The sequence below is a fragment of the Paraburkholderia sp. RL17-381-BIF-C genome (genome assembly GCF_046026435.1).
Lineage (GTDB): Bacteria > Pseudomonadota > Gammaproteobacteria > Burkholderiales > Burkholderiaceae > Paraburkholderia.
The window spans coordinates 75,715-90,063 of sequence record NZ_JARESX010000021.1; the positions used below are offsets into that span (position 1 = coordinate 75,715).

16 protein-coding genes are annotated in these 14,349 nt (G+C 61.3%); 6 read left to right on the forward strand and 10 right to left on the reverse strand.

Going from position 1 to position 14,349, the window contains the following annotated elements:
* The first annotated feature begins 56 nt into the window (after positions 1–56).
* Complete coding sequence (locus P0D70_RS15430) at positions 57–458, forward strand: FKBP-type peptidyl-prolyl cis-trans isomerase (RefSeq protein WP_408185137.1); 402 nt, start codon at positions 57–59, stop codon at positions 456–458.
* A gap of 112 nt (positions 459–570) precedes the next feature.
* Entirely contained in the window at positions 571–1,032 is a 462-nt protein-coding gene (locus P0D70_RS15435) for a DUF488 domain-containing protein (protein ID WP_408185138.1), read from the forward strand.
* 48 nt (positions 1,033–1,080) lie between these two features.
* Here P0D70_RS15435 and P0D70_RS15440 read toward each other — a convergent pair whose 3' ends face one another.
* The gene (locus P0D70_RS15440; protein WP_091807109.1) at positions 1,081–1,311 is read right to left on the reverse strand and encodes a hypothetical protein; all 231 of its coding nucleotides are present in this window, start codon (positions 1,309–1,311) and stop codon (positions 1,081–1,083) included.
* A 341-nt stretch (positions 1,312–1,652) separates the two neighbouring features.
* Here P0D70_RS15440 and P0D70_RS15445 point away from each other — a divergent pair, with 341 nt between their 5' ends.
* Entirely contained in the window at positions 1,653–2,726 is a 1,074-nt protein-coding gene (locus tag P0D70_RS15445; protein ID WP_091807111.1) for a DUF6765 family protein, read from the forward strand.
* A 25-nt stretch (positions 2,727–2,751) separates the two neighbouring features.
* On the opposite strand, the gene P0D70_RS15450 is transcribed toward P0D70_RS15445, so the two are convergent.
* Both P0D70_RS15450 and P0D70_RS15455 read right to left on the reverse strand, forming a co-directional pair.
* A complete protein-coding gene (locus P0D70_RS15450) occupies positions 2,752–2,988 on the reverse strand; it encodes a hypothetical protein (protein WP_408185139.1) in 237 nt (78 codons plus the stop codon).
* 54 nt (positions 2,989–3,042) lie between these two features.
* Positions 3,043–3,333 carry a hypothetical protein gene (locus tag P0D70_RS15455; protein ID WP_091807115.1) on the reverse strand — a complete coding sequence of 97 codons (291 nt, stop codon included), beginning with the start codon at positions 3,331–3,333 and terminating at the stop codon, positions 3,043–3,045.
* A gap of 509 nt (positions 3,334–3,842) precedes the next feature.
* Here P0D70_RS15455 and P0D70_RS15460 point away from each other — a divergent pair.
* The 3 genes from P0D70_RS15460 (at position 3,843) to cls (ending at position 6,661) form a co-directional block, all read left to right on the forward strand.
* Positions 3,843–4,730, forward strand: a complete 888-nt coding sequence (locus tag P0D70_RS15460) for an H-NS histone family protein (protein ID WP_408185140.1) — start codon at positions 3,843–3,845, stop codon at positions 4,728–4,730.
* Between the two features lie 22 nt (positions 4,731–4,752).
* Entirely contained in the window at positions 4,753–5,250 is a 498-nt protein-coding gene (locus P0D70_RS15465; RefSeq protein WP_408185141.1) for a hypothetical protein, read from the forward strand.
* Between the two features lie 148 nt (positions 5,251–5,398).
* A complete protein-coding gene (gene cls / locus P0D70_RS15470; RefSeq protein ID WP_408185142.1) occupies positions 5,399–6,661 on the forward strand; it encodes a cardiolipin synthase in 1,263 nt (420 codons plus the stop codon).
* A gap of 12 nt (positions 6,662–6,673) precedes the next feature.
* Here cls and P0D70_RS15475 read toward each other — a convergent pair whose 3' ends face one another.
* The 7 genes from P0D70_RS15475 to P0D70_RS15505 all read right to left on the reverse strand — a co-directional run bounded on the left by P0D70_RS15475 (position 6,674) and on the right by P0D70_RS15505 (position 14,339).
* Entirely contained in the window at positions 6,674–7,579 is a 906-nt protein-coding gene (locus tag P0D70_RS15475; protein ID WP_408185143.1) for a hypothetical protein, read from the reverse strand.
* Positions 7,580–7,635: 56 nt separating this feature from the next.
* Entirely contained in the window at positions 7,636–8,430 is a 795-nt protein-coding gene (locus P0D70_RS15480) for a MetQ/NlpA family lipoprotein (RefSeq protein WP_408185144.1), read from the reverse strand.
* Complete coding sequence (locus P0D70_RS15485; RefSeq protein ID WP_408185145.1) at positions 8,427–9,509, reverse strand: formylglycine-generating enzyme family protein; 1,083 nt, start codon at positions 9,507–9,509, stop codon at positions 8,427–8,429. The genes P0D70_RS15480 and P0D70_RS15485 overlap by 4 nt, the downstream gene beginning before the upstream one ends.
* Positions 9,510–9,516: 7 nt before the next feature.
* Positions 9,517–11,463, reverse strand: coding sequence for an arylsulfatase (locus P0D70_RS15490; RefSeq protein WP_408185146.1), 1,947 nt, complete (start codon positions 11,461–11,463; stop codon positions 9,517–9,519).
* Between the two features lie 159 nt (positions 11,464–11,622).
* The gene (locus P0D70_RS15495) at positions 11,623–12,165 is read right to left on the reverse strand and encodes a hypothetical protein (RefSeq protein WP_408185147.1); all 543 of its coding nucleotides are present in this window, start codon (positions 12,163–12,165) and stop codon (positions 11,623–11,625) included.
* A gap of 114 nt (positions 12,166–12,279) precedes the next feature.
* The gene (locus P0D70_RS15500; RefSeq protein WP_408185148.1) at positions 12,280–12,927 is read right to left on the reverse strand and encodes a response regulator; all 648 of its coding nucleotides are present in this window, start codon (positions 12,925–12,927) and stop codon (positions 12,280–12,282) included.
* Positions 12,928–12,929: 2 nt separating this feature from the next.
* Complete coding sequence (locus P0D70_RS15505) at positions 12,930–14,339, reverse strand: cache domain-containing protein (protein WP_408185149.1); 1,410 nt, start codon at positions 14,337–14,339, stop codon at positions 12,930–12,932.
* Positions 14,340–14,349 lie beyond the last annotated feature (10 nt).

Below are 14,349 nucleotides of genomic sequence, written 5' to 3' on the forward strand. Positions count from 1 at the left end.
GGTGCGGCAGATGCGATCCGTTACAATGAGGCGCACTACCCATCTGGAGACTCGCTTTGAAATCTATCGTTGCATTGGTCGCAGCAGCTCTTCTGTCTTCAACGGCGATGGCCGCCGCGCCCACCACCGAAAAATTGCCTTCCGGCGTCGTGGTTGAACATCTGAGCCAAGGCACCGGCGCGCAGCCTGCCGCCGAAGATGTCGTCAAGGTCAACTACCGCGGCACGCTGGCCAACGGTACCGAGTTCGATAGCTCGGCGAAACATGGCGGCCCAGCCACGTTCCCGCTGAACCGTGTGATTCCGTGCTGGACGCAAGGCGTGCAGAAAATGAAAGTGGGCGAAAAGGCCAAACTGACCTGCCCGGCAGCGACTGCATACGGCGATCGTGGCGTTGGCGTGATTCCGCCGAACAGCGACCTGACGTTCGAGGTCGAACTGGTCGGTATCGTCAAATAAGCACACGACGTGAACCGAGACTGAGCCTCGCTCCGGATACCGCAGCGGGGCTTTTTCTTGCTCGGGGCACTGCGTTTGCCCACTGCGTATGCCCACTGCCAGGTGCCCTGTGATGAAACGCGAAAACAATGCGGTGCCCGTGACCACGATCGGTTTCACCGGCAAAACCGCGCAGGAATTTTTCGATTTGCTGAAAAACGCAGAGGTGCGCACGGTGCTCGACATCCGCCTGAGCAATACGTCGCAATTGGCCGGCTTCGCAAAGAAACAGGACCTGCCTTTCTTTCTCGACAGATTGTGCGGCGCCGCTTACCGGGAAATGCCAGAACTGGCTCCAGAGCCCGACTTGTTCAAGCGCTACAAGGCCAAAGAGCTGACGTGGGACGATTTGGCGGCCGCTTACGTGGAGCTGATTGCAAAGCGCCGGGTGGAAAACAATCTGGATGTCGATCTATTCCGCTCGGCTTGCCTGCTTTGCAGTGAACATTTACCCCACCACTGTCACAGGCGACTGGCGCTCGAGTACTTGAATTCGCGGTGGAATAGCCGCCTGAAAGTCACCCACCTGTCATAAGCGTCGAGCCGACGGCCGCACCTGTGCGCGGCAGGAGACGCCCGGCTTTCACTCGGACGGCGCGAAAAGCATCGAGATATATACGATCGTGGACACGACGGTAATACCGACTCCGATGAAAACTTTGGTGCGATTGAATTCCAATCCGCCGTTAATGGCCACGCAGATCCCAACCACGGATGCCAATGTGCCGATCGTGGCCAGTAAGACGTGAATCTTGCTGCGTATCAGCTTGCGGCGCTCCGGACTTGCGCCTTCTTTCCAATTCTCGAGTTTCACAGGACTTGTCCTTTGAGTTAACGTGTAGTGGCCCGAAGCTTTGGACCCGAGCGTGATACGGCCCGGCGTGCCTTTCGCATTACGAATGTTCCCAATGGCACAGAGCATAACCGAGCCGTCAGACCCTGCAAATAACAAATACGAGAAAATGCAGCGCCTGATTGTCACAAGTCTATTTAGTGGCACGGCACTGTCCGGCCATGAAGCAGGATTGCGCGAGTTTTTTAAAGTTTCATTGCGCCCGGTCGTCTACTATCTACTCACGCGCCGCCGCAACGCCCACCTCGCGCGCAGTCAGGAAAGATCCCGTCGTCATTCGCCGCGCGTCAGGAGCGCCAGCCATGAATATCGACTTCCACTACGGTGTGGTCTATATCGCCGCCCGCGTGGCCGGAATGCCGCCCGGCGACGCGCTCACCGTAGCGCATGCCTGCCAATACGTCGACGATGCGACCACAGCGGGCATACTGCGTTTCAAAGGCGGGGAGACATTCGAACGCTTTGCCACCGCGCACAAGTTATTCGACTATGCGACCACGGAGGACGACAAGAACCGCCTCGTGTGGACGCCCTTTCATTTTCTGCCCGCGGCTGAAGGCTCGACCCTCCACGAAAAGGCCGTGTGCCGGCCGGATAGCCCCGTGGCGCGCGAGGTGGTGCGGCGGGCGATTCTGCGGCGGGACACCGAGACCGGATTGCATCGGCTGGGCGTGACACTTCACACTTACGTCGATACATGGGCGCATCAAGGGTTCGCCGGTATCGAAAGTCCGTGGAATCGCGTTCACCTGCTGGAGGCGCAAGACTGCACGCGCAAAGGCTGGCTCGCCCAGCTCAGACTCGCCAGCGAGCATCTGCTCGAGCACCTGGAGGAGGATATTCTGACTGTCGCGCTACCGGTCGGTCATGGCGCCGCGTTGCACTATCCTGACCAGCCGTGGGCGAAATGGCATTACATCGACGGTAGAAACGAGTTTGTCCAGCGGCACAACTTGCCGGAGTTCGTGCAGGCGGCCGAGATGGCGTGCCGCGCGGTGCGCGCCTATCTGACGGGTCGGCAAGATTTCGAGAACGAGGCCGGGTTGCCGGACAATATCAGGGAAGTGCTCACGAATCTGCTCGATACCAATCGCCACGAGGACGACGACGAGCGCTTGCGGCACATTTGCCGGGTCGTGAAGGCCGGCGGTATTCCGGGTTTGAAAGAGTCGATCCCGGAATATGTGGCCAAAGGACCAGGCTCCTGGAAGTACCTGGCCACCGGTCTAATGTTCGACGACGACACCGGAGACAAACCCGTATGGTCGGATGCCTTCGAGAAAAGTGATTACCGGTTATTTCACGACGCGGTCAAGCAGCACCGCTTCGTGACTACCCAGGAAGTTCTGCCGACGCACGGACTGCGGATCGCCTGAAAGAGAGCCGCGCGTCGGACCTGGGTTATTCCACTCTGGCTTGCTGACGTTGCGCGGCCTGTTCTTCCGCATGTTTTTTGGCCACGTGCCGACCGACCAGGCAGCCGCCGACCGCGCCGGCCACCGCATGGTGGCCGGCATAGTGTCCCGCCACCCCGCCTACGAGTGCTCCCTTCATGCAGCCGGCCGCGTTTGCCGTGCCGACCGCTGCCGAAGTGAGTGCCGCCGCCACGAGGGCGAATTTGATGTAACCCGCTTTCATCTGAAAAGTACCGTCCTATTGAGTGGTTCCAAGCTGGCGCCTTTCGGCGTCATTTCAATACCCGTCCCAGTGGCGTTCACGCCACTCGTGTTCGCGCCAATGCTCGCGCCGCCATTCGTGTTCCCGCCATTCACGACGCTCGCGCCACTCGCGTGCGCGCCAGTCGCCATAACCGCCATAAACAACCGGAACCGGAGCCGGATCTCGCGCGACATAGACGGGTTGCGCGGCAACCACGCCGACTGGAATGCCGACCCCGACGGCCACATCCACATGTGCCGAGGCCGCCGACGATGCCGCCAGCACTGCCAGACCCAATACCGCGCCCATGATCTTCTTGTTCATCTGCTTTCTCCTTGCGTATCGAAGTGCGATGCATCCGATTGCCTCAGGTCTTGCCCTTACGAAGTACCGAGAGCTTTGTTGCTGAGTACGGTTTGGAGTGTAGAAGGCCGGTCCGGACACAGGTGAAACAGCGCTGCGAGATTGGTAACGCGGGATTACGGACGGCAGGTGAGCAAACGGGCTTGAATGACAAAAAAAGTACTGCCGCTCTTTGAATCTTCAAATGCTTGCCTATAGTAGAAGCGGCCAGTGGCGAGATGCACGGCGGGAAATCAACCAGACAGGACGCTTTTGCCGGCCCGGCCGAGATGCAATCGCAGTAGAAGAGAAGGGGGGAGTGGCAGACGAAAAGACAGGAAAAGTGTGGCAATGGCGTAATGAACCGAAAAAGTTCGTACTCCCCCGCATGCCCAATCGACTCAGGCTCGTGTATATATAGCCACGCCGATCTGCCTTTCTCACGTCATTCGTGGCATAGTTCGATCGATTACCACATAAGGAGCAATTAAATGCCCACGTTAGAGCAAATCCAGGCAAAGCTTAAAAAGCTTCAGGCACAAGCTGACGCCCTTATTGCCAGAAAAGCGCAAGTTGCGGTCGACCAGATTCGCGACCTGATGCTCAAGCATGGCCTGACTACTGAGGATATCGAAGCCCGTGCGAAGGCAAGACGTGCCGCCGGAGGTTTGAACGGTCATGCTGGTAGTGGCAAAGCGAAAGGCGCCAGCGCCGGTAAGGCAATCGCCAAGTATCGGGATCATAAAACCGGTGCGACATGGACGGGCCATGGCCGCGCACCGGGCTGGATTGCCAGCGTGAAAGACCGCACTCAGTTCCTGATCGAAGGCGCGAGCGAACTGAAGTCGGCGGCAAAGGCGGCTGTCACCCATGCGAAAGGCAGCAAAGGTCAGCCGAAAGGCGCGCAGCCGCCCAAGTACATCAATCCTAAAACAGGTGCTACCTGGAGTGGCCGTGGCCCGGCTCCGGCATGGCTCGCCACAGTCAAGGACCGTACGAAGTTCCTGATCGAGAGCGCCTCGGCGGCAGCGGCTGATGTTGGCTACCAGGCTGCAAAGAAAGCGGGCAAAGTGAAGTCGGCGGCGGCTGGAGGCGTAGTGAGCAAGAAAGCCGCAGCCCGAAAGGTGGTGGCAAAGAAAGCGGCAACGGCCAAAAAGACGGTTGCGAAGAAAGCTACTTCGGCAGCCGGGAAAGTAGCGGCAAAGAAAGTAGCGGCCAAGAAAGGCGCGGCAAAGCCGGCCGCAAAGAAGAGCGCCGCCACCAAGGCCGCAAGGAAAGCACCGGTCCGCAAGGTCGCGGCTAAAAGCAAAGCCGTCGCGACGAGTGCGACGAGTGCCGCTGCGGCACCGCAAGCCTCACCCGCACCAGCCAGCGCATAAGCGCAACGGAGTTGTGAAGTAGATGACCAGTACGCTCGAATCACCCCAGCAGGAAGACCAGGTCGTCCTGCTGGACGGCGTTCCTCATCCGGCGGAAGATGCCGCCGAACCGTTCATTGTCGCCAGTGCCCGCCGGGTTATTCTCTCTTATCCGATTGCGGAATCCGACTTTGAGCGGCTCGGACCATTCGACGCCGACGACGATCCTTTCTGCACGGTGCTATTTCCTGACACGATATTTCACCGTCTCGGCCCGCCCGGCGACGTCGATCTCGAGATTCATCCGCTCGCCCCGCAAGGTCTGATCGGTTACTCGGTTCACGAAGTCACCAATTCGTCGCTTGTCGCGGAAGTTGTCGCCGAGCTTGCTGCGGTTGCATCGACGGGAGCCGCAAAGCGCCATTTTGTCATTACCTTCAATGAGTCCACGTTTGAATGCGTGGCGTCGGACTATACCGTGGTCGGTGTTTATGGCGCAGGCGAAATCGCCAGCCGGGAAGCGTTCTCGCTCGTCAGGTAGTCAGGTCGAGTAGCAAGGCGCGGGCCTGCAACGGGCACGCGCAATGCGTCCTGCGTGTGGCGTAAAGGCCGGGCCGAGGTCCGGTTTTCTGTCAAACCGCAGGACGCGCATGCAACGCGTCCCGCCGATTAGCATCGAGGCCACACGCATGCTGGCAATTCCCATTACCGCGTTAGTCACGCTTCTGATCATATTGGTGATTGCCAATTTATCGAGTGGCGAGAAGAAGATCGAGCATAAGATCGAACGTCTCTATGCGAGCGACGATCCACAGTTTCTGCGTTCAATGGGTTTATTGCTCGGGCCGCCGGTGCTCTCGGGCAATCGCTTCGAGATGCTGCTCAACGGCGACCACATCTTTCCTTCGATGCTGGAAGCCATCCGTTCCGCGCGTCGAACCATCACGTTTGAAACCTTCATTTACTGGTCCGGCGAGATCGGCGAGCAGATTGCGCAGGCGCTCGCGGATAAGGCGCGCGACGGCGTCGCGGTGCATGTATTGCTCGACTGGGTTGGGTCATCGAAAATGGACAAGCGCTATCTGAATCTGCTTCGCGATGCCGGCGCGGAGGTGATTCAGTATCACAAGCCCCATTGGACCGGACTTGGCCGCATGAACGATCGCACGCACCGCAAACTGCTGATCATTGACGGGCGTATCGGATTCACGGGTGGTGTGGGTATTGCGTCGGAATGGACCGGCCATGCGCAAGATGAGAAGCATTGGCGCGATACGCATTTTCGCGTAGCGGGTCCGGTGGTCGGCCACATGCAAGCCGTGTTCATGGACAACTGGGTCAAGGCAACCGGCAACGTGCTCCACGGTCCCGCATATTTTCCCGACATCGAGCCAATGGGCGACGGCCTCGCGCATATGTTCAGCAGTTCGCCCTCGGGCGGCAGCGACGATATGCAATTGATGTATCTGATGGCGATCACGGCGGCCACGCACTCCATTCATCTGGCGAGCGCCTATTTCGTGCCCGACAAGCTGACCATCAACGCGATTGTCGAGGCGGCGAAACGCGGCGTGAAAGTGCAGATCATCATGCCGGGAAACCGGATCGATACGCACACGGTGCGTGAAGCGTCGCGTGCATGCTGGGGCGATCTGCTCAAAGCGGGTGTGGAAATGTTCGAGTATCAGCCGACCATGTTTCACTGCAAATTGCTGGTCGTGGACGAATTCCTGGTGTCGGTCGGCTCGACCAATTTCGATAACCGTTCATTCAAGCTCAACGACGAAGCGAATCTGAACATCTATGACCGCGACTTCGCGAAGCAGCAAACAGCCGTTTTCGCCGACGACATCAAGAAGTCGCAGCAGGTCACGCTCGAAGCATGGATGCATCGCCCGCTCACTGAAAAGCTGATCGAGAAGTTCGTGCCGCTGCTGGATACGCAGCTCTGACGAATCTTCTGGTCAATGATCCGCGCCAGAGAGATAGGCTTCGGTGTTCGATAGGGAAGAGGGCGTGCCGATCTCCGGCTCGACAGCGGGAAGTGGTATGGGAAGCGGTGCGGCAAGAAGCGCTTTCGCGCGTTGATAGGCCTGAGCGAATCCACGCAATTCCTGCGTCCCCGGGCGATCCTCCAGGCGGCGGCGCGAGAGCGCTTGCTCAATACTGCGGTCGATCAGCGCGAGCTGGCTGTCGATATAGTCGAGGCATAGCTGTCGGCAACGCGCGGAAATGCCTGCCACGGCCAACAGCGCCGGCACAATGGAGATCGTCAGAAAGCCGCCCGGCGGAATACGCGCCAACGCGGCAGGCGACTCGAACAGGTCTTTGCGCAGCGATTCGAATACGGCACGACCCCATACTTCATGTTCTCTTTCGAGATCACGGCGGCGGCGTGCCAGAGCGTCTCTCGCCTTTGCGTCTTTTATCTCGCCTTGGGCGACCATCAATGTCGCGTCCGCGCGCTCACCCTCCTGAATACAATCGGCGCCAATATACGAGGCGCTTTGATTGCGCCCGGCGAGAACCAGATGTTGGAGCCTGTCCGGCACGAGCGGATCGAGCGGCACCACTTCGCACATGAGCGGCTTGCCGTTCAGATGAATGGCGCAGCGTCCATCTTCTGCGAGCGCGGGGCAACGTGCCAGAGACGGGTAATCGTAGCCCTGCGTCATGATGCTGAACGTGTCGCCGGCGCGATGAAGCAGCGTACCCGCAATCGACTCGAAGGCGGCGCTATCCGCTTCGTCGAGTACGGCTTCGTGCTGGCCGACACGTATGCGTTCGCCCATGTGCCTGCGCGGCACACGGCCAATCGCAATGCAACCGATGAACCGGTCGCGATGCCGGAACAATTCGGGCAACGACATGGCAGGCGGACTGTTGCAACATTTGCCACACGCCGTGCACGCGAACGAGAAGGCGTTCACCACGGCCGGCGCACCGAATCCTGATAGCGCGTCAGAATGAAATGCGCGACGTCGTTTGAATGGTAAGCCGCCACCAGTTGCGCGACCCAAGGCTTCGTGCGATCGGCTTCGCGAACTGTCAACACGTTGGCGTAGGGCGAGCGGGCATCTTCGAGGCCGAGACTGTCGCGCGCCGGGTAAAGGCCCGCGCGAGCCGCGTCATCGCTATCGATTACGGCAAAGGCTACGCTGTTCAATGTGTCGAACAGACGCGCGCGCGGCACCTGGCGGATCCGCAGATTGAGCCGGTTGCTCGTGATGTCGGCGAGCGTCGCGTGCAGACCGGCGTTGTCCCTGAACGTCAGCAGCGTGAAGTTCTGCAGCAGGATCAACGCGCGCGCGGTGCCTTCCCGGTCGTCGGGAATGGCAATCGTCGCAGCTCGTTGCAATTGGCCGAGGTTCGTCAGTTTGCGCGAATACAGGGCGACGGGAAACGTCACGGTGGTGGCGACACTGGTCAGCGCATAGCCGTGCTGTTTGCGCTCTGCGTCGAAGCGCGGCTCGTCTTCGAAACTCGCCACATCAATCTGCTTCGCGGCGAGCGCGGCGTCAATGCGCTCGGGCTGGTCGAATACGACCACGTCGAGCGTGAGTCCGCGGCCGGTCGCGACACGGCGTACTTCGTCCATGATCTCAGCGTGCGCACCTCGGCTGACACCGACCTTGATGACTTGCGACGCGGCAGCCTGTACGTGCTGAACCAACGAAGCAGCCACCAGCAGCATGACCGTTGCAAATAGCCGCGGCCTCATGACGCGTCCCTCAACACCGTGCGAAAACCGATATGTGACGCCGGCAAGTCTGCTTCCTGCTGTTCGCGCGACGCTGCCCGATAGCGCACGCAATAGTCGCGCGAGCACAGGAACGAGCCGCCTTTGATGACCATCGGCGTATCATGTTTGCGGCTGAGCGGCGCGACCGCCGCGGTATCGCCGTTGGTATGGGATTGGTGCGGACCGCTATAAACGTCCTTGGTCCATTCCCATGCATTGCCGATCATGTCGTAGAGCTTGAAATCGTTGGCGGCATAGCAGCCGACAGGGGCAAGACCGACATGACCGTCCTCGTTCGTATTGAGTACGGGAAATACGCCTTGCCAGTAATTCGCGCTCGGTTTGCCGTGTTCGTCGCGTGGCGCCGTGTCGAGGTCCGCACCTTCGCGGCCCGCTTTGCCCGCGTATTCCCACTCGGCTTCGGTCGGCAGATCGCGGCCGAGCCAGCGAGCGTAGGCCAGCGCGTCGGCCTGCGTGACCATTGTCACCGGCTGGTTCATGCGGCCTGCGAGCGTGCTGCCCGGTCCTGTCGGATGATTCCACGCGGCGCCTTTCACCCACGTCCACCAGGCGAGATCGCGTGCGTTCATTTCGTCGCGAGTCGGGATGTGAAAGACCACGGCGCCGCCTTGACGCTCGGAGTCGCTGACATAGCCCGTGGCTTTGACGAAGGCCGCGAACTGCGCATTCGTCACGTCGGTCTGGTCGATCCAGAAACCGGCGACACGCGTCCTGCCGTCGCCGGCGGGACGCTCGTCTTCGTAACCGAGCTTGCTGCCGAATACGAAGTCGCCGCCATGCAGATGCACCATGCCGGCTTTCGGATCGTCGCGCCACCGTGACGGCAGGCCTGCGTAGCGCTTGCATTGCTGCTCGGAGCCGAGCGCGGCCAACGGGCGCGCCGCGTTGAGGTTGTCGAACGCGCTTTGTTTGCCGCCGCTAAAAACCGCCGAAGCGGCCGTCGCGGCGGTGAAAGCGGCGGCGAACGCAACCGTGGCGATCGCCGCGTAGGCGCCATAAAGCGCCGCGCGTCTTTTCTGCTTGAATCGAACGGTCATTGCGCGCTCAGTAGTAACCGCGCGGACGCAAGGGTTCGACGCCGCCGACGCTGCTCATATAGTTGTTCCACTGCTGCACGAGACCGTCGATGACCGAAGGATTCTGCGTCGACACGTCCTGCGTTTCGCCACGGTCGGCGCTCATATCGAACAGTTGCCAGTGGCCGTCCACGGGGCCGAGGGGCGGTTCGGTCCACAATGCTTTCCAGCGGCCGTCGGCGCTGCGCAGATAACCGCGGCCATACGCTTCGTCGCCGAACGAAGCGGTGTGCACCGCGCTCGTGGCCTGATCGTTCAGCAGCGGCAGCAGCGATTGCCCGGTCACCGGATACACGTAGCGATTGTTGTAGACCACCTTGCCCTTGTTCTGGTCGACGCCGGTCAGCGTATTGATGAGCGGCGGCGCGGCCTGCGTGGGCGGCGACACTTGTGCAACGGCGAGGAAGGTCGCGGTGTTGTCAGTCACGTGCGTGAAGTCGCGCAGTGTCGGCTTCTGGGCGGTCTGACCCGGCAGATGCACGATCAACGGCGTGGATACGCCGCCTTCGCCCGAATAACCCTTGGTCAGCCGGAACGGCGTGGCGCTCACTTCGGCCCAGCGCAAACCGTATTGCAGACGTTGCGCGTTCTGCTTGCCGTTGTCGGTGCCGAGTGCCGAATAGATCGGGTCGGCGGCGTTGGCGGTGTCGGTCGCGGTCGGGTCGGCGCCGGAGTCGATCGGCCAGCCTTCCGCGCCGTTATCCGACTGGAACATGATGAACGTGTTGTCGTACTCGCCGATATCCTTCAGATGCTGGATCAGCAGGCCGATGTTGTGGTCGAGGTTTTCGACCATGCCCGCGTAAATTTCCATATAACGGGCCTGAGCTTTCTTCTCGGCGGGCGAGAGGCTTGCCCACGTCTTGTTCACGGTGCCCGGGCCGTAGTCGGTATAACCTTGCGCGGCGCTATGCACGGCGCTCACGTATTTCGCGTTGACCGTGCCGTTGTTCGCGGTGGCCGCGGTGGCGACGAGCGTTTCCGATGCGCCGCCATACGGCACGAAGTCGTTCGGAATGATGCCGAGCGCTTTTTGTCGCGCAATGCGTGCATTGCGGATCGCGTCGTAACCGGCGTCGTATTTGCCGGCGTAATTGTGCAGATAAGGCTCGGGCACCTGCAGCGGCCAGTGCGGCGACGTGTAGGCCGCGTAGGCGAAGAACGGTTTGCCGTCGCCCTTGTTCGAGTCGATGTACGAGATCAGGCGCTGCGTGTAGAAGTCGGTCGAATAGAACACCGCGGGGCTGCCGCCCGTGCCGCCCGGTTGTCCCGGTTGGCCAGGCTGCACGTATTTGCCGTCTTCGGTGTAGTTCTGCGAGTTCGCCGGTTCATGCGCGAAGTGATTGGTCGCGGCGCCGCCGAGCAGCGCGTAGCTGTGTTCGAAGCCCCATTGGTCCGGCGTCTGTCCGCCGCCCGTGGTGCTGCCGACAATGCCCGAACCGATATGCCATTTGCCGGCCATGTACGTGTGATACCCGCCGTCCTTCAGCAATTGCGCAACGGAGAGCGCGCGGTCGTTCAGATAGCCCTCGTAACCCGGCAGCCCTTTGCGCTCATCGGTCGGCACACCCATGGTGCCTTCGCCGACCAGATGGTGATCGGTGCCCGAGATCAGCATGGAACGCGTGATCGCGCAGACGGCGCCCGTATGGTGATTCGTCAGGATGCGGCCCGATTGCACCAGCGCGTCGAGGTTCGGCGTGTTGATTTCACCGCCGAACGCGTGGATGTCGGAATAGCCGAGGTCGTCGGCCATGATGTACAGAATGTTCGGTCGTTTCTGCGCGACAACGGGTGCGGGCGTCGGGCCGGGAAGATTGTCGTCGCCGCAGGATGCGAGGACGACGAGGCTGGCCACGGCGGCGCCGATCATGCCAAGACGAAGAGAGGGGAGCTGCGATCGTTGTGTTGTCATTGTTGTGCTGACCGGGTATGTCGGGTCGCCGATGGTAGCAATGACGTCGAAACGGACAAAGTTTGATTTCTGCGTTGCTATGTTCGATTGTCGATATAGGCGTTGCAGCGTGATACCGGGTATCACGCGCGCTTGGCTATCGGCAGCCGCAGTGTGTGGTTAGTTGCCGGGATCGAGCACGGGTCGGTCCGGATCTGCAAGCGTTTTGTAGGGGAGCTGTGCAGCGTGCGGATCGTTCGTCGTGTCGTCGATCACGCGCTCGACGTCCGCGGTTTTCGCGAGTTCGGAGAGGAAGGCCTGCTTGTCGAAACCCGGCGCGACGCATCCTTGCACGTAGATGAAGCGGCGTTGCAGCGTCAGCCACAGCGTCGATCGTTCGCGCCAGTGCGTGGCGAAATTGATGTTAGCGAGGCGCCGCTGCACGGCGTCGGCGATCTCCGCGTCGTACAGATATGCATTCGACAAACGGCAGCGGCCTTCCACCCAGCAGCTGTTGCCGCGCTCGATCCGGTAATGGCTGTCGTCGAGCCATTCCTGCGCGGTTTCGAGCGGGCCCAATGGCACCGGACAGTCGCCGATCGCTTTGGAGATCTGAAAGAACGGGTCGTGACCGCGATTGAGGCGGGCCGGTTCGGCGTGCGCATGACTCGTGGCGAAGCAGATCAGCAGGCTCGCCAGCCGCAGTGGGATCGAGCGTTTCATCCTCATCAGCTCCAGGTGTCGGGCGTTGAGTGGATCAGACGGAACGACGGCCGTGCTTCGAGTGGAGGCGGTGCTGATTGTGCGGTGTTTCGCCGGCCTGCGTCAGTCAGGGCTTTACCGGCTCGTGCGCCGGTTCTCGACCGCGAACTTGATCAACTCCGCCTGGCCTTCAATATCGAGTTTGCGTTTCAGGTTCAGCCGATGCGTTTCCACCGTACGCACGGAGAGATCGGTGCGTTGAGCGATCTGCTTACTCGACAAACCTTCCGCAAGCGCATCGAGAATATCGCGCTCGCGCGGCGTGAGCCGTTCGACGGGCGCCTGCATTGCCGAAGCCTGAATCAGGCGCGCGCCCAGTCCCGCACTAAAGAACTGCTTACCTTCGAGCACCGCGCCGATTGCCTGAATGATTTCGGTGGCGGGCGAGTCCTTGAGTACATAGCCAGTTGCGCCCGCGCGCACCGCCTGGGTCACGTATTCGAGGTTGTCGTGCATGGACAGCATGAGAACGCGAATCGCCGGAAAGCGCTCGTGAAACATACCGGCCAGCACGATGCCGTTCATCCCGTTCATGCCGACATCCATCAGCACGAGATGCGGCTCCGCGCTCGCGGCGAGCGCGAGCGCTTCCTGCGCATTGCCGGCTTCGCCGACGACTTCGAGATTGCGCACCGCTTCGAGCCGCGCGCGCAGACCGTCGCGCACGAGCGGATGGTCGTCGACGAGAATCAGACGGGCGATAGCGGGTGAGGTGTCGTTCATGGTCAGGTTTCCTGCAAGGCCGGCAATGTCGGCTCGGTCGAGCCCAGCGGCACGCCCGCGGTGACGAGGGTGTGGCCGGCTTGTGAGGTGAGCGACAACGTGCCGCCGAGTGCTTCGAGCCGTTCGCGCATGTTGCGCAAGCCCACGCCCGAGCGCCGGCCGACGAAGGCGTGCGCCACGTCGAAGCCGCGTCCGTTGTCGGCAATGGTGAGCGTAACGGCGTCGTTCGACACTTCCAGGGCTAACGCCGCGCTCGACGCCTGCGCGTGCCGCACGATATTCGTCAGCGCTTCCTGCGCGATCCGGAACAGGACGGTATTGACCGTGTCCGGCAAAACCGCGGCATGGGTATGCGAGATCTGCGTGAAGCCGATCTCGATACCGGACTGCTCGCTGAGTTCGCGCGTGAGTTGCTCGAGCGCGGCGGCCGCGCCGAGGTCGTCCAGCATCGACGGACGCAGCGCGTGGGAAATGCGCCGCACTTCGCGCAGCGTGTCGCCGAGGCGCGTGAGGCTGGTCGTGAGCGCGGCCTCGGCCGCGGGCACGCGCACTTCGCTGCGCTCGAAGCGCGCCAGCGCGGATTCGAGCAGCAGCTTGACGGAAACCATCATCTGGCTGATGCCGTCGTGCAGCTCACGCGAGAGCCGCGCCCGTTCGTTTTCCTGCGACTCCACCACCTGCTGCGCCAGCCGCTTCAGCTTGGCGTCCGCGCTGCGATATTCGGTGACGTTGAGCACGAGCGCGCACAGCGCGATCACGGCGAGTCCCGCCACGGCGATCGTGTCGATCCATTTCATCGTACGATCGATGTTGGCGGCCGCGCCTTCGTCGATATGCGCGAGCGTGCTATCCACGTCGTCGAGATAGATACCGGTGCCGATCATCCAGCCCCAGCGCTCCAGCGGCACCACGTAGCCGAGTTTCGACGCCACCTTGCCGGTCGACGGACGATGCCACAGGTAGCGCACGTAGCCGCCGCCGCGCGAAGCGGCGGCGAGCAGTTGCTGGATCGTCAGCGTACCTTGCGGGTCGCGCAGCGCCCACAGGTCACGCCCCACGAGGTCCGGCTCGCGCGGATGCATCAGCGAGCGGCCATGCATGTCGTACACGAAGAAGTAGCCGTCCTTGCCGAAGTCCATTTTCTCCAGGATCTCCAGCGCGCGCGTGCGCAGCATCGCGTCGTCGCGCGCATTGTCCTGGCCGGCGTTGTAGAGCGGCGCGATCGCGGTGGTGGCGAGCTCGACGTAATGCTTGAGCTCGACTTCCTTGCTCGCCATGTACGCAGCCTGCGTGGTCGCGTGCTGCGTCTCGGCAAGCGCTGTGGCTTCCTGACGCACACCGAGTTCGATGCTGGCGATGGCGGCCAGAAAGGGCACGATCGCCAGCAGGACAATCTTTGCTTTGAGTTTCATCGTTGAAAAC

Excerpts from the sequence above, each read along its gene's own strand:
- P0D70_RS15435 (WP_408185138.1), top strand. The coding sequence starts at position 571 with ATGAAACGCGAAAACAATGCGGTGCCCGTGACCACGATCGGTTTCACC.
- P0D70_RS15445 (WP_091807111.1), top strand. The coding sequence starts at position 1,653 with ATGAATATCGACTTCCACTACGGTGTGGTCTATATCGCCGCCCGCGTG.
- P0D70_RS15450 (WP_408185139.1), bottom strand. The coding sequence starts at position 2,988 with ATGAAAGCGGGTTACATCAAATTCGCCCTCGTGGCGGCGGCACTCACT.
- P0D70_RS15455 (WP_091807115.1), bottom strand. The coding sequence starts at position 3,333 with ATGAACAAGAAGATCATGGGCGCGGTATTGGGTCTGGCAGTGCTGGCG.
- P0D70_RS15460 (WP_408185140.1), top strand. The coding sequence starts at position 3,843 with ATGCCCACGTTAGAGCAAATCCAGGCAAAGCTTAAAAAGCTTCAGGCA.
- P0D70_RS15465 (WP_408185141.1), top strand. The coding sequence starts at position 4,753 with ATGACCAGTACGCTCGAATCACCCCAGCAGGAAGACCAGGTCGTCCTG.
- cls (WP_408185142.1), top strand. The coding sequence starts at position 5,399 with ATGCTGGCAATTCCCATTACCGCGTTAGTCACGCTTCTGATCATATTG.
- P0D70_RS15475 (WP_408185143.1), bottom strand. The coding sequence starts at position 7,579 with ATGTCGTTGCCCGAATTGTTCCGGCATCGCGACCGGTTCATCGGTTGC.
- P0D70_RS15480 (WP_408185144.1), bottom strand. The coding sequence starts at position 8,430 with ATGAGGCCGCGGCTATTTGCAACGGTCATGCTGCTGGTGGCTGCTTCG.
- P0D70_RS15485 (WP_408185145.1), bottom strand. The coding sequence starts at position 9,509 with ATGACCGTTCGATTCAAGCAGAAAAGACGCGCGGCGCTTTATGGCGCC.
- P0D70_RS15490 (WP_408185146.1), bottom strand. The coding sequence starts at position 11,463 with ATGACAACACAACGATCGCAGCTCCCCTCTCTTCGTCTTGGCATGATC.
- P0D70_RS15495 (WP_408185147.1), bottom strand. The coding sequence starts at position 12,165 with ATGAAACGCTCGATCCCACTGCGGCTGGCGAGCCTGCTGATCTGCTTC.
- P0D70_RS15500 (WP_408185148.1), bottom strand. The coding sequence starts at position 12,927 with ATGAACGACACCTCACCCGCTATCGCCCGTCTGATTCTCGTCGACGAC.
- P0D70_RS15505 (WP_408185149.1), bottom strand. The coding sequence starts at position 14,339 with ATGAAACTCAAAGCAAAGATTGTCCTGCTGGCGATCGTGCCCTTTCTG.